Here is a 23,567-nt window from a genome sequence, read left to right on the forward strand (position 1 = left end):
TATATCCAGCTAGGTCGGAACATTTCTCCCGGACCCAAAACCCGGGAGCATCGTTGGCCGCCGATCAGAAGCGGGTCGATATGCCGAAGTTGAATTCCTGCACGTCGTCGCTCGCTTCCTTTTTGACCGGGATTGCATAGTCGATACGGATTGGGCCGAACGGAGACGCCCACATCAGGCCGAGACCAACCGAGGCGCGTATCTGCAAGCCGGTCGAGTCCTGATTGACCAGTGACTGATCGGCAATCTTGTTGCCGTAGAGCGTCGCCGCATCGGCGAACACCGCGCCACGCAAGCCGAAGCTCTCGGGAATAACCGGGAGTGGAAATTGCGCCTCGGCCGAAGCGTTGAAATAGGTCGTACCGCCAAGGTGATCGCCACTGGTGCCGGAAGCGACGGGGCCGATGCCACCGTAGGCAAAGCCGCGGATCATTCGATCGGTGCTCTGGAAGTGGTCGAAGATGCGCAGATCGCCGTCGCTGCCGTAACCCTCGACATGTCCTGCACCACCCGAAAGGAGGCCGACAAGGTCAAGCTGCTCGGACAGCGTCTGGTAGATGCTGCCGCGCCCGGTGATCTTCACGAATTTGGCATCGCCGCCGAGACCCGCGACCTCCACGGTCGTGTTGGCGTAGATACCCTCATGCGGGTTCTTCATGTCGTCGATCGTATTATAAACCAGTCCCAGGCTGACCGAGGACTTAATCCACGGACTCTGATCGATGCCGTCCAGGATGGCCTGCGAGATGTTACAGGTGCCGCCGGGAGGATTTGGAGGATCGGTAGGGCCGCAACTATCGTCGACCTTATATTTCTCCTGCGAGATGTTGTACGCCAACTGGGTCGTGATGCTGTTGGTGATCGGCAACCCGAAGCGGATCGTCGCGCCGGTGGTGTCGCTGTCGTAATTGTTGTTGTATTCCCGCGTCGACTTGAAGATGTCGAAGCCGGCGGCGATACGCCGCCCGAGGAAATAGGGCTCGGTGAAGGACAGGCTGTAGTCGCGCGAGTTCTTGCCGCCACCGGCCGACAGCTTGATGAACTGGCCGCGGCCGAGGAAGTTGCGCTCGGTGATCGATCCTTCGACGGACGGTCCAGCCGAATCGCCGCCGGTCGAATAGCCGGCGCCAACCGAGAATTCACCCGTCGACTTCTCGACCACGTCGACCACCAGCACGACCTGGTCAGGGGCCGAGCCGGGCACAGTCGAAATGTCGACTTTGTCAAAATAGTTCAGGTCTTCCAGACGCTTCTTCGCGCGCTGGATGAGTACCTGGTTGAACGCATCGCCTTCGCTGACATCGAATTCGCGACGGATGACATAGTCACGCGTGCGGTCGTTGCCGCGGATCTCGATGCGCTCGACATAGGCCTTGGTGCCCTGGTCGACGGTGTAGACCACCGAGATCGTGTGGCTCTCGAAGTTGCGGTCGCCGCGCGGTGTCACCTGGGCGAAAGCATAGCCGGAACCAGCCACCTTCTCCGTCAGCGCAATGATGGAGTCTTCGACGTTCTTGGCATTGTAGACATCGCCCTTGCGGGTTTCGACCACCGATTCCAGCGACTTGGAGTCGACTTCCGGAATCGTGCTTTCGACGCTGATGTCGCCAAAATTGTAGCGCTCGCCTTCCTGGACGGTGATGGTGACCGTGTATTTGTTGGTCGCATTGTCGAGCTCGCCGACGGCGGACACGACCTGGAAGTCGGCATAACCGTGATTGTAATAGAAGCGGCGCAGCAGCTCCTGGTCGGCGCGCAGCTTGTCTTCGTCGTAGACGTCGTCGCGCAGGATGAACGAGACCCAGGACGAGCGCTTGGTGTTGATCACATCAGACAGGCGGCGGCTGGAATAGGCGCTGTTGCCAACGAAATTGATTGCCGCGATCTGCGTGCGATCGCCTTCGGTGATGTGGAAGACCACGTTCACGCGGTTGTCGCCAAGCTCCATGATCTGCGCGGTCACGCCGGCATCGTCACGGCCGATACGCCTGTAGGCGGCCTTGACCGCCTCGACATCCGAATCCAGCGTAGCTTGAGAGAACGTGCCGCGCGGCTTCAGCTGAACCGCTGCCTGAAGCGCGTTGTCCTTGAGCTTCTTATTGCCCTGGAACAGCACCTGGTTGACGACCTTGTATTCCGAAACCTTGACCACCAGGGTCGAGCCGACCTGGTTGATCTGGACATCCGAGAACAGGCCGGTGCCGAACAGCGCCTTGACCGCGCTATCGACATCGGAGCTGGAGAAGGCCTTGCCGGGCTTGATGGTGATGTAGTTGCGGATGGTATCGGCGTCGACACGCTGGTTGCCGCTCACCTCCACCCTGCTTACGACAGCGGCTTCGGCCGCCGATGTGGCAACGAACTGCACTGCGAGCGCACCTGGTACGACCAGAGCGGCGGACAGTGCCGCCGCTGACGCGGCGTTTAGAAACTTGGATGCTGCCTTCATCGGGCTTAATAACCTTTTCTCGTAGTCCCCACGGCGAGAAAACCGGACGTGCGGTCATTTCCCCTACCGTATTAACCGGATTTTCCCTACACGCAAGGCTTCTGGTTAATTTGTATTTACTTAACCCTGGTGCGTGGCTTTCGCGTCACTCATATCCCCGTGCATGGTAAACGGCGTCTCAACATCCGCCATGCTCAGGCCAAATTCCTTCATGATTTCAGCACCCAAAGAGATCGTTCCAGAACACGAACCCCATGAAGCACAGCACCAGAAGCAGACCGGCCCGATAGGCCATTTCCATCATCCGTTCCGACACCGGCCGGCGGATGACGGCCTCCACCCCGTAGAACAACAGATGGCCGCCGTCGAGGGGGGGAATCGGCAAAAGGTTTAGAATGCCTATCCCCACGGACAGCAGCGCGACGAGCTGCACCAGCCATTCGAAACCGAGTTTGGCCGCCTTGCCGGCCATGTCGGCGATCTTGACCGGGCCACCCAACTGGCACTTGTCCTCGCGCCCGACGGCGAAGCGCTGCAGGAACTGTCCTGTGCGCTCGATGACGTGGCCGGTTTCCGCAACGGCCGCCGCAACGGCTCCGACCGGGGTGTAGGTGATGAGGCGGGGCTGGCCGAGTTCCTTGTTGTTGACGACGCCGATCACGGCGACCTTGACCTTGTTGCCGAGCGCGTCCTCCTGCTCCATCAGCTGCGGCGACGCGGTCACCGTGACCTCCTTGCCGCCGCGCAGCATGACGAAGGTGATGGTGTCGCCGGCGCGGCCCGAGACCAGCCGCTGCACGTCGCCGAAGGTTTCGACCTTGCTGCCGTCAACGCTGACGAATCTGTCGCCTGGCAAGATGCCGGCCTTGGCCGCGGGACTGTCTGTTGTAACCTCCGCCACCATGGGCTCCGCGACATAACGCCCATAGGCGGCAAACAGCACGGAAAAGACGACGATCGTCAGCAGGAAGTTGAACAGCGGCCCGGCCACCACCGTTGCCGCGCGCTTCCAGATCGCCTGGGTGTGGAAGGCAACCTTGCGTTCCTCGTCGGTCAGCGTTTCGAGTTCTTCCGATGTCGGCTGGCTGGAGGTGGCGTTCATGTCGCCGACAAACTTGACATAGCCGCCAAGCGGTATGGCGCAAAGCTTCCAGCGCGTACCATGCCTGTCGTTGAAGCCGATGAGCTCCGGACCGAAGCCGATTGAGAAGGCCCTGACCCCGATGCCGCACCAGCGGCCGACGAGATAGTGGCCCATCTCGTGAACGAACACCACGACGGTCAGAACGAAGAGAAACGGCACGAGCGTGCCGAGAAAGAGGCCTTCCGTGCTGAAAATCGCGTGAAGAATCTCGTTCAATTCAGGCCCTCAAGTTCTTCCGCGTCGCTGCGTGACTGTGACATCAATACAGGCGAATCCAAGGCGCCCGCGCCAGATCGTGGAATGACACCGTTCAAATGGGAAACAGCCCCTGTGCCGGATGCTCGGCGCCCGCCGCGATCCAGCCGATGACGTATAGGGCAAGAGCGGCCGCGACAAGCCCGTCGACACGGTCCATGACGCCGCCATGCCCAGGGATGAGCACGCCAGAATCCTTGCGGCCGTGCCGCCGCTTGACCCAGGATTCGAAGAGGTCGCCGGCCTGGGCGACGATCGACAGCACCAGCGCCACAACACCCAGCAACGCCAGGTTGCCGGCGCCGGCGAAGGCGGCAAGCAGAAGCCCTGCCACGACACCACCGACCGCCCCGCCGAGGGCGCCGCTGCGGGTCTTGCCGGGCGAGATCGAAGGCGCCAGTTTGGGCCCGCCGACGGCACGCCCGACAAAATAGGCAAAAATGTCGGTTGCCCAGACGACCGCGAACAGGAACAGGATGGCGACGAGGCCCGAATGGTCGCCGTCCCGCAGCAGGGCAAGCGACAGGCCCGACATGCAGGCATAGGCAAGGCCGCTGGCGTCCCACTGGCCGATCTTGCGAACTCCGGCGGTGATCGCAGCTGTCGCAACCAGAATCACGACGAGCGGCAGCAGCCACCGTGCGGGCAGGCCGGCAATCAAGGCGCCGACGAAAAGGACCATCAGCGCTTCCGGCAGAAAACCAAGCCCGTCGGCGGCGGCGGGCCGCGACATGCGTGTCCACTCGTAGAAGATCATTGCCGCCATGATGGCGCACAGCAGCCGGAACGGCAGGCTACCGAGCCAGGTCAGGCCGAGGGCGACAATGGCCAGCACGACGGCCGAGATGACGCGCAGCTGAAGGTTGCTCATCCCGCGGCCGGCCGCGAAGCGACGTCCTGCGGCCCCAGTCCGCCGAAGCGGCGCTCGCGGCCGGCATATTCGCGCAAGGCCTCGGCGAAATGCTCGCGGTTGAAATCCGGCCAGTAGCACGGCAGGAAGACGAGTTCGCTGTAGGCGGCCTGCCACAAGAGGAAGTTGGACAGGCGCAGTTCGCCGCTGGTGCGGATGACCAGCTCCGGATCGGGAATGCCTTGCGTGTCGAGAGAGCCGGCAAAGCTTTCAGCCGATATAGCCTCGCTGTCCATTTCGCCGCGGGCCACGGCCGCCGCAAGCTTGCGCGCCGTGCGGACGATCTCGTCGCGCCCGCCGTAATTGAAGGCGATCACCAGCGTCAGCGAGGTGTTGTGGATCGTCAGCGATTCGGCCTCGTCGAGCAGCCCTCTGATGTCCGCCTGCAGCCCTGTGCGGTCGCCGATGATCCTGACCCGTACGCCGCTCTGGTGCAGCTCGGCAAGGTCGCGACGGATGAACAGCTTCAACAGACCCATAAGGTCGCTGACCTCGGACTTCGGCCGCGACCAGTTCTCCGACGAGAAAGCGTAGACGGTCAGGAAGGAGATGCCGAGACCCGGGGCGGCGCGCACCGCCTTGCGCAGGGCCTCGACGCCGGCGCGATGACCGGCGAGCCTCGGCATACCGCGCGCCTTGGCCCAGCGTCCATTTCCATCCATGATGATCGCGACATGCGCGGGCGTTGTCATGATCTCGCTTTCGGGTCAGCCAAGGGCCAACCCTAAACCTGCATGATTTCAGCTTCCTTGTCGGAAAGCAGATGATCGATGGTGCTGATGGTTTCGTCGGTAAGTTTCTGGACCTGGTCGGAACGCTTGCGCTGATCGTCCTCGCTGATGTCGCCGTCCTTCTCCGCCTTCTTCAGGAAATCCATGCCGTCGCGGCGCACATGGCGCGCGGCGACACGGGCGTTCTCTGCGTAGCCGTGCGAGATCTTGACCAGTTCCTTGCGGCGCTGTTCGTTGAGCTCCGGCAGCGGAATCCTCAGATTGGTGCCATCGACGATCGGGTTGAAGCCCAGATTGGATTCCCGGATCGCGCGGTCGACCGCGCCGACCATCGATTTGTCCCAGACCGAGACCGAGATCATGCGCGGCTCCGGCACCGAAACGTTGGCCACCTGGTTGATCGGCATGGTGGTGCCATAGGCCTGCACCTGGATCGCATCGAGCAGGTTGCTGGAGGCGCGACCGGTCCGCAGCGAAGCCAGGTCATGCTTGAACGCGGCGATGGCCCCATCCATGCGCCGCTTCAGATCGTCGTACTCACCACTCATCTTAGTCTCCTCGACCCGTCTGCCGCGGGTTCACTGCTTCGGGGCAAGGGCCCCGTGTTCGAGCCTGATTTTCGAAAGCCGGTTTCCCCTTCCAGGGATCGGCCCCGATCATTCGTCCGCGACGACCGTGCAGCGGCCGCCGCCCCTTAGAATATCGCCGAAACCACCCTTTTCGTGGATCGAATAGACGATTATCGGAATGTTGTTTTCGCGCGCAAGTGCAATCGCAGCGGTATCCATGATGGAAAGCCCGCGATTTATGACTTCGGCGTGGCTGATGCGCTCGAAACGTGTCGCATTCGGGTCCTTTTTCGGGTCGGCCGAATAGACGCCGTCAACCTGTGTACCCTTGAACAGCGCGTCGGCGCCGATTTCGGCCGCGCGAAGTGCCGCCGCCGAATCAGTGGTGAAGAACGGATTGCCGGTGCCGCCGGCGAAGATCACCACCTTGCCCTGGTTCATGTAGGCGGTCGCCTGGCGCTGCGAAAAACTCTCGCAAAGCTCGGGCATGGCAATTGCGGACAGCACGACGGCATCGACACCGATCTTGTTCAGCGACGTGCGCAACGCCAGCGAATTGATGACCGTGGCAAGCATGCCCATGTGATCGCCGGTAACGCGGTCGCCTCCCTTGGAGGCGACCGCCACGCCGCGAAAGATATTGCCGCCGCCGATAACGACACCCACCTCGATGCCCAGCGCACGGGCCTCGGCAATGTCGCCGGCGATGCGGTCGACGACCGAGACGTCGATGCCGAAATGCTGTTCGCCCATCAACGCTTCGCCCGAAGCTTTCAGCAGAACACGTCGGTAGCGGGGCTTGACCGTCATCTGGTTCCTCGAAATTCCGGCGTGGCAAGCTCTGAAGGCGAAAACGCCCCCTGCTTCGCCCGGCGGTGCTGTCATGACGGGTTGACCGGATACACGAAGGGCGCGGCGATGTCACGCCGCGCCCTTGTGCAAAATTCCAGGCTTTCTGGATCAGTTGCTGCTGATGGCAACCGCCTCGCCTTCGACCACTACCGGCAATGCGTAGCCTGACGGCTTGTCGCCGGTCACGACACCGCCCGCGACACGGACCTGGATCTCGGGACCGAAATAAGAATGCGGGAACGGTGCCGGCGTGCCGCTCACCTTGTCCAGGCGCTGGCGAAGCGCGGGCGGTATGGAGAAATCGAGCGCCGCAAGATTATCCTGCAGCTGCGAAAGCCGCGTTGCTCCGAGAATGACGGTGGCAACTCCTGGCTGAGTCGCCACCCAGTTCAGCGCGACCTGAGCCATGCCGCGGCCGAGTTCGGCGGCGACTTTCTCCAGCTCCGCCACCACAGCCCAGTTGTGCTCGCTGAATTTCTGGAAGCCTGGGTGGGTGGTGTTGCGGAAGCCGTCGAGCCGGCCGGCATTGCCCGCCTGCGCCGGGCGGTATTTGCCACTTAGCAGTCCGCTTGCCAGCGGGCTCCAGACCATGATGCCGGCGCCATGGCGTGTCCCGAACGGCACGAATTCATGCTCGATGGCACGCTCCGCCAGAGAGTATTCAAGCTGCAACGCCGAGATCGGCTCATAGCCGCGCAGTTCGGCGATCGCCTGCGCCCGCCCGGCATACCAGGCCGGCACGTCGGACAGGCCGATGTGACGTATCTTGCCTGCCCGAACCAGATCGTCGAGCGTACGCAGCACTTCTTCGGCCGGCGTCAGCCTGTCCCAGATATGCATGAGATAGAGATCGATATAGTCGGTACCCAGCCGCTTCAGCGATGCGTCGACGGCACGCATGATGTTCTTGCGGCCATTGCCGCCGGCGTTCGGATTGCCGGGGTTCGAGTTCATGGTGAATTTGGTGGCGATCACCGCCTTGTCGCGCAAGCCCCGCTCGGCCACGAATTCACCGAGCCAGGTCTCGGCCGTGCCGCCGGTGTAAAGGTCGGCGGTGTCGAAGAAATTGCCTCCGGCCTCGACATAGGCGTCGAACATCGCGCGCGCCGTATCCCGGTCCGCGCCCCAGCCCCATTCCGTCCCGAAAGTCATCGTGCCCAGTGCCAGCCGGCTGACGCGCAGGCCGCTGTTGCCGAGTGTGTAGTAGCTCATCGTCATTGTCTTTTCCGATCTTGGTCCGGTTGATGCGGGCGTCATTGGCCAGGTGTCGCCTTGACCCAGGGATTGCCGCGCTCATGCGTCATGCGGAAGGTGAAGCCATCGACCTTCCAGCCAGCCGCGGAGCGCGTGAGGTGATGCTCATACGTGCCCCAGACCTCCCAGAGCGGGTCGCCATTACCCTCCATCCGGTTCCAGGCGTAGCCGTTCGACAGAACGGTCGCCGTGTCCGCTTCAAGGACGACCTGGTGATTGGTGCGCAGATGCAGGCTGGTCTTGCTGCCTTTGAGATTGCCGGCCCAGGCGCCGATCAGATCGTCGGAGGCGATGTTGGCTGCGGGCTGCCCGGACAGGCTGCTGAAGTCGGCGGTGACCCTATCCGCGAAATAGCTGCGCGCGCGTTTCCAGTCCTGCGCGTCGACCGCACGGTCGATGGCATCGGCGATGCGGATGATGGCGCGGTCATCGGCAAGCGCCTGCCAGCCCATCGGTTCGGCCCCGCCGGCGTCGAGCGGCGCCAAGGCAAGCCCTGCGGCGAAGGTAGCGTGTTTCAAGGCGTTCATGTCTCTTCTCCTCGATACCATCAGCCCGATCGCCGATGTGTTGGCGACAATGTGGACCTCTGCCTCGGCGTCGATAAGATTGCATTGTCCGCAAAGACTATGCGATACTGTTCATGAATGGACCGGGATCTGCTCAGCCATCTGCCTGTCATCATTGCGGTCGCCCGGCGCGGCGGTTTTGCCCTTGCCGCGGCCGAACTGGGCATGAGCCCTTCGGCGGTCAGCCATGCAGTGCGCCTCGTCGAGGAGCGGATCGGCCAGCCGCTGTTTGCGCGCACGACGCGCAGCGTTTCGCTCACCGAGGCGGGCAAGGCGCTGGTGGAAACGGCGGCCCCTGCCCTCCAGGATATCGCCGAGCGGATGGATCGTATCCGCAGCGTCAAGGGCAGGCCGTCCGGGCTGCTCAGGATCAACGCCTCCAACATTGCAATGCCGTTGGCTGTGACGCCGGTCGTGGCGGCGATGGCCGAGCGATATCCCGACATCACGGTCGAGATTTTTGCCGATCAAGGGTTGGTCGATATCGTCGGCGAAGGTTTTGACGCCGGCATCCGGCTCGGCGAGATGATCGCCCAGGACATGGTGGCCATCCGACTGACGCAGCCCTTCAAAGCCGTTATCGTCGCCTCGCCCGCCTATATCGGGCGACATGGCCGTCCGCGCAGCGTGGCCGATCTCGCGAACCACAATTGCATCGGATACCGTCTCGTTCGCTCCGGTGCCCTCTATCGCTGGGATTTGACCTGGGACGGCAAGGACGTGGTCATGGAAACCAGCGGTACGGCCATCGTGACGGACTCGCTTGCGGCAATCGATCTGGCTCTCGCCGGAGTGGGCCTTGCCTACATGTTCGAGCCGCTGGCGCGCGCCGATCTCGCGGCCGGTCGCCTGGTGCAGGTTCTGCCGCAATCAGCGATCGAGGAACCCGGCCTTTTCCTCTACTTTCCGCGTCGCGCGGCGATGGCGCCCAAACTCAGGGCCTTTATCGACACCGCGAACGAAATCGGCCGGGCATCCCAGCGGATGTCCGGCCGAAAAAACACAGGCGAAATGGACCGGTAAGAAGTTACTTCTTGACCGCCGCCGCGACTTCCGCGGCGAAATCCGTCTCTTCCTTCTCGATGCCCTCGCCAAGGGCGAAGCGCAAATAGGCCGTGATCTTGGCCGGCGCGCCGATTTCCTTTTCGGCATCCTGCAGCGCCTTCTCGACGGTGATGTCGGGATTGAGCACGAAGGCCTGCTTCAGGAGCACGACTTCCTCATAGAATTTGCGCAGGCGACCCTCGACCATCTTCTCGATGATGGCTTCCGGCTTGCCGGACTGGCGCGCCTGGTCGGAGAAGATTGCCTTCTCACGCTCGACCGCGGCCGGATCGATCTGCTCGGCGGTCAGCGCCATCGGGTTGGTGGCGGCGACATGCATGGCGACCTGGCGGCCAAAGGCATTGGCGGCATGCTCGTTGCCCGTGGTCTCGATCGCGACCAGCACACCGAGCTTGCCGAGACCATCGGCAACAGCGTTGTGCACATAGGTCGCAACCGCACCATGCGGAACGGTGAGCTTGGCCGAGCGGCGGAAGCCCATATTCTCGCCGATAGTGCCGACCGCGTCCTTGATGGTGTCGGTGACCGACTTGTCGGAGCCCGGATATTTGGCGGCGGCGACCGCTTCGGTCGTGCCATAGGCAAGCGCCACCTTGGCGACGTTGGCGACGATTTCCTGGAAGGCGGCATTGCGGGCGACGAAGTCGGTCTCGGAATTCACCTCGACCACGGCAGCTTCACGCACACCGCTGTCGACGCCGATCAGACCTTCGGCTGCCGTACGGCCGGCCTTCTTGTCGGCCTTGGAGATACCCTTCTTGCGCAGCCAGTCAACGGCCTCTTCCAAGTTGCCGTTGGTCTCGTTCAACGCCGCCTTGCAGTCCATCATGCCCGCGCCGGTCAAGTCGCGGAGTTCTTTGACCTGTGCAGCCGAAATGCTCATTGTCGCCTCTTTGTTTAAATGCACCGACGCACCATCGGTATTCGATGGTGCGTCTGTTTAGCGTGCCAAAATATGAGAAAGATGAAGGCCGCAACCGGCCTTCGATTGTCAAGCCTCGGGGGCTTCCGACGCCGGAGCCGGATCGAGCGCCGGTTCGACCGGAGCTTCGACCGAAGCGCCGATATCCATGCCGAGCGCGCCCTGCTGACGGGCGATGCCGTCGATGGCGGCCTTGGCGATCAGATCGCAATAAAGCTGGATGGCGCGGGCCGCGTCGTCATTGCCGGGGATCGGGAAATCGATCTTGTCCGGATCGCAGTTCGAATCGATGATGGCGACGACCGGGATGCCCAGGCGCTTGGCCTCGAGGATGGCGATCGCCTCCTTGTTGGTGTCGATCACGAACATCAGGTCGGGCGTCGAGCCCATGTCCTTGATACCGCCGAGCGCCTTGTCGAGCTTCTCGCGCTCGCGATCGAGGTTCAAGCGTTCCTTCTTGGTCAACCCTTGCGCTTCGCCGGCCAGCATCTCGTCGAGCTTGCGCAGGCGCTGGATCGAGTTCGAGATCGTCTTCCAGTTGGTCAGCATGCCGCCGAGCCAACGCGAGTTGACGTAGTACTGGGCCGAACGCTGTGCCGCATCGGCAACGATGTCCGACGCCTGGCGCTTGGTGCCGACGAACAGCACGCGGCCGCCCTTGGCGACGGTGTCGGAAACCTGCTTCAGCGCCTGGTGCAGCAAAGGCACCGTCTGCGAGAGGTCGATGATGTGGATGTTGTTGCGGGCGCCGTAGATGTAGGACGCCATCTTCGGGTTCCAGCGGTGGGTCTGGTGGCCGAAGTGAATGCCAGCTTCCAAAAGCTGGCGCATGCTGAAATCAGGCAGTGCCATTCTAAGTTCCTTTCCGGTTAGCCTCCACGGACACAGGCATTTTTGGACCGAGGTCCTCGAACGCCACCGGAGGTCTCAGCCGGATTTCTCCCGGGCAGACACCAAAGTCCGTGTGTGGAATGAGCGCGCATATAGAGGGGAAGTCCGACAAACGCAAGCGGGGCGGCGCTTTAACGCCTAGCGTGCGGCAATCAGCGCTCCGGTGCCGATCATGGCGCTGCCGGCGAACCTGTTCATCAGCCGCATGCGCCTGGGTGTCCTGAACCAGCCCGAAGCCCGGCCCGCGAGCGCGGCATAGACCCCCATTGTCACGATATTGACGCTGATGACGGTCGCCACCACCAGCAGGCCATCGAAAAAGGCCATCGTGTCGAGGTCGAGAATCAGCGGCATGATCGAGGCATGGAACAGGATCGCCTTCGGGTTTCCGAGCGCTATGGACGCGCCGAGCAGGAAGGATCGGGACAATTTCGCCTGCCCCGTCCGCGGCTCATTCGATTGCGCGACCGAGGCCCGCCACATCCTGACGCCGAGAAAGATCAGATAGGCGGCGCCGGCATATTTCAACAGGAGGAAGATCCATTCGAAGGTCTGAGCCAGGGCCACCAGCTCCAGCAGCGCCAGAGTGACGAGCACGGCATCGCCGGCGGCGACCCCAAGGCCGGCCATGAAGGCCCGCAGGAACCCACGCGACACGCCGTTGGTGATGACCGCGAACATTGCCGGCCCCGGCGTGGCGGCGGCGAGCGTCACAGCGGCGCAATATGCCAGGAATGCCGTTGGTGTCATCGCTTGGACTTTCCGTTGGGCACCCGCACGCGCCGGAAGATGGCGACGATCTGCTCGCGGCTGCACTCGATGGCGCCGAGCCGCACCGCACGGTCGCGCTCGAAGCCGGTTATGTCATAGTGCGGAGCGGATGTCTTGGGCGGGCCCTGGTAGGACGAGCGCTTGATGCCGAGTTCCGCCGCAAAGCGATGCAATTCGTCGGTGTCGTCGGCTAGGAGATGGCACCAGAGATGGCCGGCCCATTTCCAGATCGCCGCATCGACATAGACTGCCATCAAGCCCGCCACGGCCAGCTCAATTGCCTGACCCTGCTATTTCGATACTGGGCAAGGCTTTGTCTGGTCGAACAGCGACAGGTTGACCAGCTTGCCGGTCATCGAGAAGTCGCCATAGTCCATGACGAGATCACGGGTGATGCCGTTCTCGTGCAGCTTGAAGCTGATCCGATATTCCGGCACTTCCTCGCCGTTCTGGGCGCTGTCGTCGAAATAGGCGATGTCGACCGGCCAGTATTTGTCGGTGGCAAGCTTCGCCAATGCCGGCGCTTCCGGATCGGCCTTGTCGGCCTCGCTCTTCTTGCCGACGACGACGGTGGTCGTCATCACCTTGTTGGCGTCTTCCGAACCATCAAACAGGTTGGTCTGATAGAAGTTTTCGCCTTTTTCGGCCTTGCCGATCAGCTCGACCAGATGCTGGGTCGGAAACTGGGTGGCGGCGAGTTCGAGACTGTTTTTCTCCGGCTTGTCGATGTCGACCTTGAGGCCCTTCGCGTCTTTCGTGGCCATACCCTTGACCTCCTTGTCGAGGTTCTGGTCGACAAAGGATTTGGTCACGAATGAAAAGGTCTTGCCTTCGGCATCCTCGAAAGTCGTCGTCTGCTGGTCGGTCAGCTTCGTGTTGTCGTTGGTGGCGATCTGGGTGACGAAACGGAATTTCACCGTATAGCCTTCGCAGGCCGAGCCATTGAACTCGTAGACCATGCGGCCGGTGATGCCGGTGATGCCGGACCGATCATCCGCCTTCTTGAGCGTGAGATCATAGACGGCGCGATGCGCCTGCAGCGCCGGTGCGGCGACAGCGGCGCCTGTTGGCAAAAGCGCCGACAACAGAACGGCGTGGAATGCAAGGCGCGTCGCGCGCATGAGGTACTCCGATCGTCGCGGCTGATGGCAGGCCGCAGGGAAAGATGGTCCAGCTTAAAAAAAGTCGTGGCGGAAGCGAGGCAAAAATAGCAATTTCGGCCCGGCCAGCGCGGCGCCTTCCAGCAATAGGGAAAAGCAATGAGTGAAACAATCGAAAAGCGGCTAAGTGATCTCGGCGTGACGCTTCCCGTCGCCGCCGCACCCGCCGCCAACTACGTGCCCTATTGCAGGACCGGCAACCTGCTGTTCACCGCTGGTCAGTTGCCGCTCAAGGACGGCAAGCTGCAGGCAAGCGGCCTGCTCGGCCGCGACGTCGACACGGCAAGCGGCAAGGACGCGGCAAAATACTGCGCGATCAACATTCTGGCACAGGCCAAGGCCGCGCTCGGCGACCTCGAGAAAATTCGCCGCCTGGTGAAGATCACCGTCTTCGTCGCCTCCGCCGCAGACTTCGTCGAGCAGCATCTGGTTGCCAACGGCGCCTCCGATTTCCTGGTCGCCGCCCTTGGCGAGCGCGGCAAGCACGCCCGCTCGGCCGTCGGTACCGCCTCCCTGCCGCTTAATGCCGCAGTGGAAATCGAAGCGATCTTCGAAGTCGAGTGAGCCCGAACACCATGACAGACCTATCCTGGCTGACCGCCCGGCCCGTTGCCCATCGCGGCTTTCACGACATGAACGGGACGCGCTGGGAAAACACGCTTTCCGCCTTCGCCGCTGCGGCCGAGCGTGGCTACGCCATCGAATGCGACGTACATCTGTCGTCGGATGGCGTTCCCGTCGTGATCCATGACGACGATTTGCAACGGCTGACCGGGCAGGACGGTTTCGTCTGGCAACGCAGCGCGGCCGAACTTACCGCGCTCAAGGTTGGCGGCACGGCGGATCACGTGCCGACGTTGCAGGAAGCACTCGACCTCGTCGATGGTCGCGTGCCCATGGTGGTCGAACTGAAAGGAACTCCCGGTCGCGACGAAGGCCTGGTGGCGCGCGTCGGCAAGATGCTCAAGCGCTACAAGGGCAAGGCGGCGATCATGTCATTCGATCACTGGCTGATCCGCGATTTCCCCAAACACGCGCCCGGCATCCCGGCTGGATTGACCGCCTATGGCAAGGACGCCAAGCTGATCGAAGCACATTTCGCCATGCTGGCGCACGAACTCGCCTTTACGTCCTATGCCGCAGGCGACTTGCCGAACCCGTTTGTCAGCTTCGTGCGTGAAAAGCTCAAAATGCCTGTCATCACCTGGACGGTGCATGATCAGCCCGCGATCGACCTGACCTTTAGATACGCCGACCAGATGACGTTCGAAGGGTTCGAACCCGACCTGGTCGAAGTCGCCTGAACAGGGTGCCCGAAACGTGACTTGTAGCGGCCCGAATGGAGCTTAAATAAGCCTCATGGATCAGGGCGACGACGGCGACGGGCAAATGGCGAATGCGGACTATTCGATCCGCATCGCCGCCGGCATCGGTGCCTTTACCTGCGACGAATGGAACGGCTTTGCCGGAACCACGCGTGGCGACACGGAAGCTGGGTACAACCCGCTCGTTTCATTCGCTTTTTTGAGCGCTCTGGAGGATTCCGGCTGTGCCGTGCGTCGCACCGGCTGGCAAGGTCATCACCTGCGGCTGGAGACCGCGCAAGGCAGGCTCCTCGGCGCCGTTCCCTGTTATCTCAAGTCGCACAGCCAGGGCGAATACGTGTTCGATCACGGCTGGTCGGATGCCTTCGAGCGCGCCGGCGGCCGTTACTATCCAAAACTGCAAAGTGCCGTGCCGTTCACCCCCGTCACCGGCCCTCGCCTGCTGGTCGGCAAAGGCGAGGATCAGGATGCGGTGAAGGCTGGGCTTGCGGCCGGTCTCAAAATGGTGACCGACAAGCTCGGCGTCTCCTCTGCGCATGTCACCTTCGTGCAGGAGAGCGACGTCGCGACGCTGGAAGCCGCGGGCTTCCTGCATCGCACCGACCAGCAATTCCATTTCTTCAACGAAGGCTTTTCAACCTATGACGACTTTCTCGCCACGCTTGCCTCACGCAAACGCAAGGCGATGAAGAAGGAACGGCGCGAGGCGCTGGCCGATGGCATCTCGATCGACTGGCTGACCGGAAAGGACCTGACCGAAAAGGCCTGGGACGACTTCTTCGCCTTCTATATGGACACCGGCAGCCGCAAATGGGGCCGCCCCTACCTGAACCGCCAGTTCTTCTCGTTGATCGGCGAACGCATGGCGGACGACATCCTGCTGGTGATGGCCAAGCGCAACGGGCGCTATATTGCCGGCGCCATCAACTTCATCGGCTCCGACGCGCTCTACGGCCGCAACTGGGGCTGCATCGAGGATCACCCCTACCTGCATTTCGAGGTTTGCTATCACCAGGCCATCGACTTCGCCATCCAACGCAAGCTGAAGGTGGTCGAGGCAGGCGCGCAAGGCGAACACAAGCTGGCGCGCGGCTACCGGCCGGTGACCATGCATTCCGCCCACTACATTTCCCATCCTGGCCTGCGCAACGCGGTCGCCGATTATCTCAGGCGCGAGCGGCGCGAAGTCGAGCGGATGGGCGAATATTTGGAAGAACATACCCCGTTCCGCAAGGATCTCGAGGAATAGCAGGCTCTTTGGCGTGCCATGCCCCGGCCATGGGTGCGTAAGCACCATCGCAGCGCAAAAGGCGCTTCATGACGCGCTTGTCGAATTTGGGATGGCCGATCACGTCGGCCATAGTCTTGCCGCTCCGGAAGAGCTTCGCTACACGGGACGGCGAGGCACAATCCGGAGCGTTCGCCATGGCCGAAACCGCCTATGACACAGACAACATTTTCGCAAAGATCCTGCGTGGAGAAATTCCTTCGCACCGCGTTTACGAAGATGACGCCGTAGTGGCCTTCATGGACGTGATGCCGCAAGGACCCGGCCATACGCTGGTGGTGCCGAAAGCGCCGTCGCGCAACTTGCTCGACGCCGATCCGTTGACCTTCGGCCCGCTTTTCACGGTTGTTCAGAAAGTGGCCCGAGCGGTCAAAAAAGCCTTCGACGCCGACGGTGTCACCATCATTCAATTCAACGAGCCTGCTTCGGGGCAGACTGTCTATCACCTCCACGTCCACGTCATTCCGCGTTTCGATGGCATCCCGCTGAAGCCGCATTCGGGCGAAATAGAGAAGCCTGAGGTGCTGGCTGAGAACGCCCGCCGGATAAAAGCGGCGTTGGCGTTATCCTGACGCCTGGCTTCCAGCGGTTGCCAGCACCTGCGGACTTCCGCGGAGATTGCGCAGTTGCGTATCGAAAACCATTAACCCGAGCCGCCAGGATATCAGCGTGATCGTCGTTCCACCGAACACATCCATCAGATTGTGCCCGCCTTGGATGAGGATCGCAGGCAACAAGGCGGCACTGATCAGGATCAATGCAAAACGCATCGGCCTGTAGGGCCAGATCGCGATCAGCGAAATCAGCGCCATGACGGTATGAAACGAAGGAAACCCAATGAGACCGGTTACTTTCAGGCTGGAAACATCCGGTACGCCCCTGGCGAACAGGCGATTCAATTCCGTGCCATAAGCCGAGCTTACGACCGGCCGGACAATACGGTCCACCTCCGGCGCCAGCGTCCAGTAGCCGGCGGCGCCGGCGGACGGGAACAGCGCCCAGCAGAATATGGTCGCCAGTGATGCTATTACTGTCCCCAATGCGGCCGCATGCAGGCGGCGCCGGTCGTTCGCCATGCCGAGGAAGAGAAACGTGAACAGCAACTGGGCCAGCGTCAGGTTGTAGATTTGCCGAAGCAAATCCGAGAGGCGGGGATATTGCGCAATCCAGGCGCAAAAGCCCGGCCAGGAATATCCCAGCCACGAATCCATCCGGACAAGCATGGCGTCGATCGGCTCCGATGGCCGCGGCAGCAACAGTATGTTGAAAAGGGCGGCAGGCACGGAATAGGCGATGAACAGCGCCAGAATGTGTGTGGTGAGGGCAACGCGCTCCGCCTTGCGGACCCGACGGTAGAACTGGCCGATGATTATCAAGAGAACGGCAAAATAAGCGGAAGGAATATATCCGTCGAGCGAGACGACGGTTCCTTTCTCCCAAACAAGAAAAAGGCAAACCGCCACCAGCGCCAGGGTAGCCGCCAATATCGTGCGTTCTGCAGGGAGGAGAACCATTCGTCAAATCTGCACGAAGGACGTTAATTCAGAATGAAAACACAACCGTCAGCCGGCTGAAATCCATTCCCATCGCCCGCCAGGACGCGTGATCAGAATGGTTTGGTCGTGGAGACAGCCGAAAGCTTCTCAAACGCCGTCGGATGCTCTGCATGTTGCCGCAGCCGTTTGCGGATCGCATCCGCGCATTGTGCAGGCGTCAGCAGCGACGTGTCGACTTCCAGATCGTATACGCCTGGCCGGTGCACCTCCTCTTGCCACAGGCGCACCGGCAACGGCACGGGATCGTCAGGCGAGCCGGTCACATACCCCCTCGCCGTCGCAGTGGCGGCACGCCTCTGCATGATGATTCCGATCGGGCAGCGAATACCCACAAATAGTACCGGAAGGCCGACGAGACGACGAGCACAGTCGGCAAGGCAATCAAAGGGCTTCGAATAGGCGTCGTGGTGACCAACATACGCCACGACGTTCAGTCCCAGCCGGCTGTGGGCGGCGATCGACTCGTAGAGAGCGGCGTATAATTCCGGCCAAGGCCATCGAGGTCCGGACGCTCGCCGCCCGGCCGCAGTCCTATTCCAGGCCGGCATCGTGGCGGCGTGGCCTGCTCGAAAACATCCACGCCGAGATTCATCCAGACGCCATCGAAATGCTCCTGAATGGCCTGGACGGTGCTTGATTTTCCCGATCGCGGCGCGCCGTTCAGGATGATGATTTGCCCGACCATGGATCGCCTCTTCTCCAACGAAAAAAGCCCCGTTGCCGGGGCTTTTCGAGGGGGTGACTGTTCAGCCTTTGCGGGGCAATTGCGGCACCAGGCTGCGTTTGCCACCATCCTTGCCCTTGGGCTCCGGCTTCTGCGCGACGACCTTCTTGGCCGCGGGCTTCTTGGCCACCGCCTTGGGCGGCTTCGGCGCGTCTTCGGGCTCTTCCTTCTTCGGCTTCACCGGTGCCTCGTCGGCGAGCGATTCGAGCTTCAGGCCGGTCTCGCCAGTTTCCTTCTTCTCGACGGTGACGCGCACCGTGCCGCCCTTCTTCAGCTTGCCGAACAGCACCTCGTCGGCCAGCGGCTTCTTGATGTGCTCCTGGATGACGCGGCCAAGCGGACGCGCGCCCATGCGTTCGTCATAACCCTTGTCGGCAAGCCATGCGATCGCGTCCGGCGACAGGTCGAAGGTGACGCCACGCTCGGAGAGCTGGGCTTCCAGCTGCATGACGAACTTCTGCACCACCTGATGGATCACCGGCACCGGCAGCGAGCCGAACGGTATGATCGCATCGAGACGGTTGCGGAATTCCGGCGTGAACAGCCGGTTGATCGCCTCGACATCGTCGCCTTCGCGCTTGGTCGAACCGAAACCGATCGCCGCGCGCTGCGCATCGGATGCGCCCGCGTTGGTGGTCATGATCAGGATGACATTGCGGAAGTCGATCTGCTTGCCATTATGGTCGGTCAGCTTGCCGTGGTCCATCACCTGCAACAGGATGTTGAACAGGTCCGGATGCGCCTTTTCGACCTCGTCCAGCAGCAGCACGCAGTGCGGATGCTGGTCGACACCGTCGGTCAATAGGCCGCCCTGGTCGAAACCGACATAGCCGGGAGGCGCGCCGATCAGCCGCGAGACGGTGTGGCGTTCCATATATTCCGACATGTCGAAGCGGATCAGTTCGACGCCGAGCGAGGCGGCCAACTGCTTGGCGACCTCCGTCTTGCCGACGCCGGTCGGGCCCGAGAACAGGTACGAGCCGATCGGCTTTTCCGGTTCGCGCAGGCCGGCCCGTGCCAGCTTGATCGCCGAGGTCAGCGCCGTAATGGCGGTGTCCTGGCCGTAGACGACGCGCTTGAGCTCAATGTCCAGGCCCTGCAGCACCTTCTCGTCATCGGCCGAAACCGTCTTCGGCGGAATACGCGCCATGGTGGCGATCGTCGCTTCGATCTCCTTGATGCCGATCGTCTTCTTGCGCTTGGCTTCCGGCACCAGCATCTGCGAGGCGCCGGTCTCGTCGATCACGTCGATCGCCTTGTCCGGCAGCTTGCGGTCGTTGATGTAGCGCGCCGACAGTTCCACCGAGGCCTTGATCGCCTCGTTGGTGAACTTCACCTTGTGAAATTCCTCATAATAGGGCTTCAGGCCCTTCATGATCTCGATGGCGTCCTCGACGGTCGGCTCATTGACGTCGATCTTCTGGAAGCGCCGCACCAAGGCACGGTCCTTCTCGAAGAATTGGCGGAACTCCTTGTAGGTGGTCGAACCGATGCAGCGGATCGCACCGGAAGACAGCGCCGGCTTCAACAGGTTCGACGCATCCATGGCGCCGCCCGAAGTGGCGCCGGCGCCGATCACCGTATGGATCTCGTCGATGAACAGCACGGCACCCGGATAATCCTCGAGTTCCTTGACGACCTGCTTCAGCCGTTCCTCGAAATCGCCACGATAGCGCGTGCCGGCCAACAGCGTGCCCATGTCGAGCGCGAAGATGGTGGCATTGTGCAGCACTTCCGGCACGTCGCCCTCGACGATGCGCTTGGCCAGCCCTTCGGCGATCGCCGTCTTGCCGACACCGGGGTCACCGACATAGAGCGGGTTGTTCTTGGAACGGCGGCACAGCACCTGGATGGTGCGGTTGATCTCGCCTTCGCGGCCGATCAGCGGATCGATCTTGCCGGCCTTGGCCTTGTTGTTCAGGTTGACGCAATAAGCGGTCAACGCGTCCTGTTGCTGCTTCTTCTTGCCGCCCTCCTCCTGTGGCTCGGCGCCGTTCGGGCCGCCCTGCTCGTCATCGGCACCGCGCGGGCTGCGGCTCTCCGACGCGCCCGGACGCTTGGCGATGCCATGCGAGATGTAGTTGACCGCGTCGTAGCGGGTCATCTGCTGTTCCTGCAGGAAATAAGCGGCATGGCTTTCGCGCTCGGCGAAGATCGCCACGAGCACGTTGGCACCAGACACTTCCTCGCGACCCGATGACTGCACATGGATCACCGCGCGCTGGATGACGCGCTGGAAGCCGGCGGTCGGCTTGGAGTCCTCGTCGTAGCCGGTAACCAGATTGTCGAGCTCGGTATCGATATAGGTGAGAACGGTATGCTTCAGCTCGTCGAGATCGACGTTGCAGGCGCGCATGACGGCGGCCGCCTCGGTGTCGTCGATGAGCGCGAGCAGCAAATGTTCAAGGGTTGCATATTCATGGTGCCGCTCATTGGCGAGCGTCAGCGCCTGGTGAAGCGCCTTTTCCAGGCCTTGGGAGAAAGCCGGCATGTTACCTCACTTCTTCTCCATCACGCATTGCAGCGGATGCTGATTCTGTCGGGCGAAATCCATGACCTGAGACACTTTGGTCTCGGCCACCTCGAATGTATAGACCCCGCACTCGCCCACTCCATGATTGTGAACATGAAGCATGATGCGTGTGGCGGCTTCGCGGTCCTTCTGGAAAAAACGTTCCAGCACGTGAACCACGAACTCCATCGGAGTGTAGTCGTCGTTGAGGATGAGGACCCGGTAAAGGCTGGGCTTCTTGGTTTTGGTTTTGGTGCGCGTAATGACGGCCGTCCCGCGGCCGGCCTCATTGCCGTCGCCGCCGCCGTTTTGCATCCGCGCCACTTGTCTCGTGGCAGTCAAACCGATCGTCACGTAATCCTGCCTCTTTCGAATCCTCATGCGAGTTCAACATGTAGGTGTTCGATGGACGATTTTAAGCCCTTCTGGTTAGCTGACAATATGGCTAGGTGATCAACCTGGCGGTTTTTCGCAATCGTGAAGCGCTGGCATGAAAAAACCCGGCCGCGTTTCCGCGGTCGGGTTTTGTCCCGCGCCCAAAGGGCCGGATTTTAATTCACGGGCGAAAAATTATTTTGCCTTGGCAACGATCGATTCGAACGGCTTGTAGGCCTCTTTGGCGAGTTCGGCATAGAGGTCGCCAATCTTGGTAGCCTCGGCGACGAACGCCTCGTAGGACTGCTTGGCATAGTCGGATTGAATCTCGATCGCCTTGTCCAGCGACTTGGCCGAGAACAGCTTCTCGCACGCGACGCTGCCGGCTTCGAAGCTCTTCTTGGTGTATTCGCCGGCCTCGGTGGCGATCGCCTGCGCGCCCTTGGACAAGGAGGCGAAGCTCTTCAATCCGGTGTCGGCGAACTCCTTGCCGTATTTGCTGAAGTCCTCATAGGTCTGGGTCATTTCGTACTCTCCCTGGACGGTTGACGCGCCCTGCCCCGAGCGCCGTTGTGCAATGCATAATATATATTGTGCAGCGCACAAAAGTCAAGAAGTCGGGGGCTCGCGACCCTGCGGGCAGCGGCAATGGCTAAAATTCGAATAAAGGAAGGCTCAAACCCCCAGAAAATGGTGAACGCGGCGGTTACCATAAACGGATTGGTAACGCTGCCCCGCTAGCTTGGCCGGAAGTGAGGCAGGATCCCTTTGCCGCCTCCAGCGCAACGAGAAATTCAAAGGAACTACCAGTGCGTCAGGCGTTGTCGGGCTTCGTTTTCAAATCCGCGTTCCCTCTTAAAACGATCATGATCCTCGCCATGGCGATGACATTCGTCGTCGCGGACGTCGCTTCGTCGCTCGCGGCGAAATCCGCGGCCATCGTCGTCGATGCCAAAACCGGCAAGGTGCTTTACTCGGCTAATGCCGATGGCCGGCGCTATCCCGCTTCGCTGACCAAGATGATGACGCTCTATCTGACCTTCGAAGCGATGGCGAAGGGCAAGATCAGCAGAAACTCGCCAGTCGTGTTTTCGGCACATGCGTCAGCCGAGGCGCCGACCAAGCTCGGCGTGAAGCCTGGTGGATCGGTGGCGGTCGAGACCGCGATCCTGTCGATCGTGACGAAGTCGGCCAACGACTCGGCGACCGCGCTCGGCGAAATGCTCGGCGGCAACGAAACCAACTTCGCCCGCATGATGACGGCCAAGGCGCGGCAGCTCGGCATGAACGGCACGGTCTTCCGCAACGCCAACGGCCTGCCGGATCCGGGACAGTTCACCACCGCGCGCGACATGGCCACGCTCGGCATTGCGCTCAGGGAACATTTTCCCCAGTACTACGGCTATTTCGCGCAGCGATCCTTTCTCTACGGTCGCCAGCGCATCAATGGCCATAACCGTCTGCTCGGACGCATCAAGGGCGTCGACGGCATCAAGACCGGCTATACCCGCGCCTCCGGCTTCAATCTCGTCTCGTCCGTTAATGACGGCAACCGCCGCCTGGTCGCCGTTGTCATGGGCGGCACGTCGGGCGGCAGCCGAGACAACCAGATGGCGGGCCTGATCAACACCTATTTGCCGAGGGCATCGACCCGCGGTGGCGGCGACCTCGTCGCCAAGGCGGACAGCAACCCCATCAGCGCACTTGCAAAGGTTCTCCTGCCCAAGCATGACGCGCCGACCCCGGACGAAAAGCCGGTGGCCGTGGCGGAAGCCGATACGGCCGTCGCCGACGACGCGACCGTTGCCCAGGGCGACAGCGAGGACGAGGATACAGCCGAGGCGGAGGCACCCAAGCTGGTTGTCCCGGCAAAGAAGGTAAAGACGGTCATCGTCTCCGCTCCCAAGGTCGCCACCGCCCAGGTCGTGGCCGCCTATGCCGAGCCCACCCCGGCCGTTGATCCGGTCAGCACCGCGTCGGTTCCGTCAGGCTGGGCCATCCAGGTTGCCTCCTCGCCGAAGCAGTCCGAAGCCCAGGCTTTCCTCGACAAGACCACCAAGCAGGCTCCCAAGGTGCTGGCCAACGCTTCCGGCTTCACCGTCGCTTTCGACAAGGACGGCGCCACCTACTACCGCGCTCGCTTCGGCGGCTTTGGGTCCAAGGATGCCGCCTGGAAGGCCTGCACCGCTTTGAAGAAGAAGAAAATCGAGTGCTACGCCGTCCAGCAATAGGACTGCGTGGAAGATAT

At 61.8% G+C, this 23,567-nt stretch carries 23 protein-coding genes and 1 pseudogene; 6 read left to right on the forward strand and 18 right to left on the reverse strand.

Annotation, left to right across the window (positions count from 1 at the left end; all coding sequences use genetic code 11):
• Positions 1-64: 64 nt before the first annotated feature.
• From bamA to FJ954_RS25325, 8 genes are all read right to left on the reverse strand, one after another.
• On the reverse strand, positions 65-2,449 hold the full coding sequence (bamA, locus tag FJ954_RS25290; RefSeq protein ID WP_140664111.1) for an outer membrane protein assembly factor BamA: 2,385 nt from the start codon (positions 2,447-2,449) through the stop codon (positions 65-67).
• Positions 2,450-2,666: 217 nt separating this feature from the next.
• Positions 2,667-3,809 carry an RIP metalloprotease RseP gene (gene rseP, locus FJ954_RS25295; RefSeq protein WP_140664114.1) on the reverse strand — a complete coding sequence of 381 codons (1,143 nt, stop codon included), beginning with the start codon at positions 3,807-3,809 and terminating at the stop codon, positions 2,667-2,669.
• Positions 3,810-3,903: 94 nt separating this feature from the next.
• On the reverse strand, positions 3,904-4,719 hold the full coding sequence (locus FJ954_RS25300) for a phosphatidate cytidylyltransferase (RefSeq protein ID WP_140664117.1): 816 nt from the start codon (positions 4,717-4,719) through the stop codon (positions 3,904-3,906).
• Positions 4,716-5,450, reverse strand: coding sequence for an isoprenyl transferase (locus FJ954_RS25305; protein ID WP_140664120.1), 735 nt, complete (start codon positions 5,448-5,450; stop codon positions 4,716-4,718). Before FJ954_RS25305 ends, FJ954_RS25300 begins: the two co-directional genes overlap by 4 nt.
• 32 nt (positions 5,451-5,482) lie before the next feature.
• Positions 5,483-6,037, reverse strand: coding sequence for a ribosome recycling factor (gene frr / locus FJ954_RS25310; protein WP_015317784.1), 555 nt, complete (start codon positions 6,035-6,037; stop codon positions 5,483-5,485).
• Positions 6,038-6,145: 108 nt separating this feature from the next.
• The gene (gene pyrH, locus FJ954_RS25315; protein ID WP_015317783.1) at positions 6,146-6,868 is read right to left on the reverse strand and encodes a UMP kinase; all 723 of its coding nucleotides are present in this window, start codon (positions 6,866-6,868) and stop codon (positions 6,146-6,148) included.
• A gap of 150 nt (positions 6,869-7,018) precedes the next feature.
• Complete coding sequence (locus tag FJ954_RS25320; RefSeq protein WP_015317782.1) at positions 7,019-8,128, reverse strand: aldo/keto reductase; 1,110 nt, start codon at positions 8,126-8,128, stop codon at positions 7,019-7,021.
• Positions 8,129-8,163: 35 nt separating this feature from the next.
• On the reverse strand, positions 8,164-8,691 hold the full coding sequence (locus FJ954_RS25325; RefSeq protein ID WP_015317781.1) for a nuclear transport factor 2 family protein: 528 nt from the start codon (positions 8,689-8,691) through the stop codon (positions 8,164-8,166).
• Positions 8,692-8,808: 117 nt separating this feature from the next.
• On the opposite strand from FJ954_RS25325, the gene FJ954_RS25330 reads away from it, so the two are divergent.
• On the forward strand, positions 8,809-9,753 hold the full coding sequence (locus FJ954_RS25330; protein ID WP_140664123.1) for a LysR family transcriptional regulator: 945 nt from the start codon (positions 8,809-8,811) through the stop codon (positions 9,751-9,753).
• A gap of 4 nt (positions 9,754-9,757) precedes the next feature.
• On the opposite strand, the gene tsf is transcribed toward FJ954_RS25330, so the two are convergent.
• From tsf to FJ954_RS25355, 5 genes are all read right to left on the reverse strand, one after another.
• Complete coding sequence (gene tsf, locus FJ954_RS25335) at positions 9,758-10,678, reverse strand: translation elongation factor Ts (RefSeq protein WP_140664126.1); 921 nt, start codon at positions 10,676-10,678, stop codon at positions 9,758-9,760.
• 108 nt (positions 10,679-10,786) lie between these two features.
• The gene (gene rpsB / locus FJ954_RS25340) at positions 10,787-11,569 is read right to left on the reverse strand and encodes a 30S ribosomal protein S2 (protein WP_015317778.1); all 783 of its coding nucleotides are present in this window, start codon (positions 11,567-11,569) and stop codon (positions 10,787-10,789) included.
• 177 nt (positions 11,570-11,746) lie between these two features.
• A complete protein-coding gene (locus tag FJ954_RS25345) occupies positions 11,747-12,358 on the reverse strand; it encodes a LysE family translocator (protein ID WP_140664129.1) in 612 nt (203 codons plus the stop codon).
• A complete protein-coding gene (locus tag FJ954_RS25350; RefSeq protein ID WP_140616396.1) occupies positions 12,355-12,633 on the reverse strand; it encodes a DUF4031 domain-containing protein in 279 nt (92 codons plus the stop codon). The genes FJ954_RS25345 and FJ954_RS25350 overlap by 4 nt, the downstream gene beginning before the upstream one ends.
• A gap of 36 nt (positions 12,634-12,669) precedes the next feature.
• Positions 12,670-13,500, reverse strand: a complete 831-nt coding sequence (locus FJ954_RS25355) for a cell envelope integrity EipB family protein (protein ID WP_015317775.1) — start codon at positions 13,498-13,500, stop codon at positions 12,670-12,672.
• Positions 13,501-13,638: 138 nt separating this feature from the next.
• On the opposite strand from FJ954_RS25355, the gene FJ954_RS25360 reads away from it, so the two are divergent.
• From FJ954_RS25360 to FJ954_RS25375, 4 genes are all read left to right on the forward strand, one after another.
• Positions 13,639-14,103 (forward strand): RidA family protein, encoded by a 465-nt coding sequence (locus FJ954_RS25360; protein WP_140664132.1) that lies wholly within the window; start codon positions 13,639-13,641, stop codon positions 14,101-14,103.
• Positions 14,104-14,114: 11 nt separating this feature from the next.
• Positions 14,115-14,843 carry a glycerophosphodiester phosphodiesterase gene (locus FJ954_RS25365; protein ID WP_140664135.1) on the forward strand — a complete coding sequence of 243 codons (729 nt, stop codon included), beginning with the start codon at positions 14,115-14,117 and terminating at the stop codon, positions 14,841-14,843.
• A 55-nt stretch (positions 14,844-14,898) separates the two neighbouring features.
• Complete coding sequence (locus tag FJ954_RS25370) at positions 14,899-16,113, forward strand: GNAT family N-acetyltransferase (RefSeq protein ID WP_140664137.1); 1,215 nt, start codon at positions 14,899-14,901, stop codon at positions 16,111-16,113.
• Between the two features lie 176 nt (positions 16,114-16,289).
• Positions 16,290-16,724 carry an HIT family protein gene (locus FJ954_RS25375; protein ID WP_140664140.1) on the forward strand — a complete coding sequence of 145 codons (435 nt, stop codon included), beginning with the start codon at positions 16,290-16,292 and terminating at the stop codon, positions 16,722-16,724.
• On the opposite strand, the gene FJ954_RS25380 is transcribed toward FJ954_RS25375, so the two are convergent.
• From FJ954_RS25380 to FJ954_RS25400, 5 genes and pseudogenes are all read right to left on the reverse strand, one after another.
• On the reverse strand, positions 16,716-17,666 hold the full coding sequence (locus FJ954_RS25380) for a phosphatase PAP2 family protein (RefSeq protein ID WP_140664142.1): 951 nt from the start codon (positions 17,664-17,666) through the stop codon (positions 16,716-16,718). The genes FJ954_RS25375 and FJ954_RS25380 overlap by 9 nt on opposite strands.
• A gap of 92 nt (positions 17,667-17,758) precedes the next feature.
• A pseudogene (locus FJ954_RS25385) lies at positions 17,759-18,393 on the reverse strand (chloramphenicol phosphotransferase).
• 61 nt (positions 18,394-18,454) lie between these two features.
• Positions 18,455-20,923, reverse strand: coding sequence for an ATP-dependent Clp protease ATP-binding subunit ClpA (gene clpA, locus FJ954_RS25390; protein WP_140664145.1), 2,469 nt, complete (start codon positions 20,921-20,923; stop codon positions 18,455-18,457).
• Positions 20,924-20,929: 6 nt separating this feature from the next.
• Positions 20,930-21,259 (reverse strand): ATP-dependent Clp protease adapter ClpS, encoded by a 330-nt coding sequence (gene clpS, locus FJ954_RS25395; RefSeq protein WP_010909565.1) that lies wholly within the window; start codon positions 21,257-21,259, stop codon positions 20,930-20,932.
• A 255-nt stretch (positions 21,260-21,514) separates the two neighbouring features.
• Entirely contained in the window at positions 21,515-21,844 is a 330-nt protein-coding gene (locus tag FJ954_RS25400; protein WP_015317766.1) for a phasin family protein, read from the reverse strand.
• Between the two features lie 284 nt (positions 21,845-22,128).
• On the opposite strand from FJ954_RS25400, the gene FJ954_RS25405 reads away from it, so the two are divergent.
• The gene (locus tag FJ954_RS25405) at positions 22,129-23,550 is read left to right on the forward strand and encodes a D-alanyl-D-alanine carboxypeptidase family protein (RefSeq protein WP_140664148.1); all 1,422 of its coding nucleotides are present in this window, start codon (positions 22,129-22,131) and stop codon (positions 23,548-23,550) included.
• Positions 23,551-23,567 lie beyond the last annotated feature (17 nt).

Source organism: Mesorhizobium sp. B2-3-15, assembly GCF_006442875.1.
GTDB lineage: Bacteria > Pseudomonadota > Alphaproteobacteria > Rhizobiales > Rhizobiaceae > Mesorhizobium > Mesorhizobium australicum.